Genomic DNA, 1,986 nt, shown 5'->3' with positions numbered 1-1,986 from the left:
GCCTACCGCGGCCCCGGCGGAATGGCCGACCACCAGCGCCGGCGCCAGGGCCAGCTCCCCGAGCAGCGCGCCCACGGCACGCGCCATGCCGGGCAGTGAGCGGGCATCGGGATGGAAGTCCGTGTAGCCATGCCCCGGCAGGTCCGGCGCCACCACCCGGAAGCGCGTGGCCAGCAGCGGCGCCAGGCCGGCCCAGGAATGGGTCGCAGCCCCGGTACCGTGCAACAACAGGATGACCGGCCCCGCATCGCCAAGCGACTGCACGTGCCAGCGCAACCCACCGGCTTCCACGTAGCGACTTGCAGTCCGGTTGGGCCAGTCCTCCCGGATGTCGGCGACCATCAGACGCCGACGGCCTCAACGGTATCGCGCAGGGCCCGGGCGTCCGCATGGGGCAGGGGCAGATAGCGGCCGGCCAGAGAACGGGCGAGAGCCTCGGCGTTCGGGTGCGGCCGGGGTGAGGTATCGATGACCATACTGCTCACAGCGAGGATGCGCAGCTGCGCCGCCGAGGTCAGGGCCTCCTCGAAAGCCTGCTGACGCCCCGCCTTGCCCTCACGGGTGATATTGGCGCGCGCGTCGGTCAGGAAAACCACGCTGGGCGTGCCCCCGCGGCGCTGGATGTGCTCGGCGAGGGAAGCCGCGGCATCAATCGCCGAAGCGAGCGGTGTACCGCCCCCGCCGGGCAGCGCCGAGAGGTTACGCTTGGCACGCACCAGGGAGCGGGTAGGTGGCAGCAGCAGCTCAGCACCCTCGCCACGGAAGGCGATCAGGGCCACCTGGTCGCGGCGGACGTAGCAGTCGTTGAGCAGGAGCTCCACGGCGCCCTTGGCTTCCGCAAGGCGGTGGAGGGCCGCTGAGCCGGAGGCATCAACCACAAAAATGATGGTGCTTTCCGTGCGTTCCCGGAAGCGGGTTACCCGGAAATCATCCTTCTGCACGATCACCCCGGGCCCGTCCGCGCGCCCTTCCGCTGCCTGGCCGGCGCGGCGCAGCGGCTGCCAGGGGGCGGCCGCGCGCAGCGTGTCGATGAGACTCAACCGTGCGCCCTGGCGCGGGTCTCCGGGCAGGGTGCCCATGGGTCGCCCGCGCAGCTTCGAGCGCTGCTGCACGCCGGAACGGCCGCCGGCGCCACCGCGGCTGCGCTGCACCGCGTTGAGCTCGAGGCTGGCGAGCAGCGCCTCCGGAATGGCAGCGGTCGCCGCGTCAAGGACCCGGTCTTCCAGGGGCTGGTCGAGATCCGGCGGCTCCGGGGGGTCGTCATCCTCGCCCTGCTGCTCGCCATCCTGCTCCGGCTCTTCCGGCGGCGCCTCCTCGGGCGCCTCGGGCTCCTCCGGGGGCGCCGGGATCTGCGTCGCCCGGGGAGAAAGCACCAGGCGGGCGGCGAGGTCCAGATCGCGCTCGTCGACCTCGGTCCGGCCCGCAAGGGCCGCCCCCGCCCGCGCCGCGGCGACGGCGAACTGACAGGCGCGGACCCCGGCCACCCCCAGCGCCATCGCCGTTGCCACGAGGGCTTGGATGGCCTCCCCGGACACCGCGACGGATCCGAGCATTGCCCGGGCCTCATCGACATCGGCCGCGTCAAAGGGCGCCTCATCGAGGTCGCGGATAGACAGGGGCGTCAGGTCCAGCTGGAAGGCGAGGCGATCGCGAAGCACCGGTGACAGCACCTCGCTGTCGTCCTGCCCCTCGTCAAGCGCCACAAGGGCGATACGCGCAGTCACTGCTCCGTGGATACCCTCCCGGGCCAGGATCAGCTCGCCACGATCGAGGGCCGTGGCCAGATGGGCCACCGTGGAGCGGCTCGCCCGCTCGCCCATGGCGAGGATGGCGAAACCGCCGTCGCAATCGGCGAGCAATCCCCGCTCCGTGACCGGCAGTCCGGCGCGGAGGGTGGCCGCCAGATCGAGGCCCCCGAGGAGACGGGAATCCGTAATGTGCAGGGGAACGCGGCGGACCGGCACATCGCCCACGAGGGCCCGCCAG

The 1,986-nt window shown here is 72.4% G+C and carries 2 protein-coding genes; both read right to left on the bottom strand.

Annotated features, from left to right (window positions below):
• The coding region (locus tag HRUBRA_RS14480; protein WP_035518381.1) for an alpha/beta fold hydrolase at positions 1 to 342 on the bottom strand (342 nt) is incomplete at its 3' end.
• On the bottom strand, positions 342 to 1,986 hold a 1,645-nt coding region (locus HRUBRA_RS14475), incomplete at its 5' end, for a magnesium chelatase subunit D (RefSeq protein WP_035518379.1). The genes HRUBRA_RS14480 and HRUBRA_RS14475, both read right to left, overlap by 1 nt.

The sequence above is a fragment of the Pseudohaliea rubra DSM 19751 genome (assembly GCF_000764025.1).
Taxonomy (GTDB): Bacteria; Pseudomonadota; Gammaproteobacteria; order Pseudomonadales; family Halieaceae; genus Pseudohaliea; species Pseudohaliea rubra.
The sequence above is the reverse complement of the archived record's forward strand: the minus strand, read 5'-3'. Positions and strand labels throughout refer to the sequence as shown.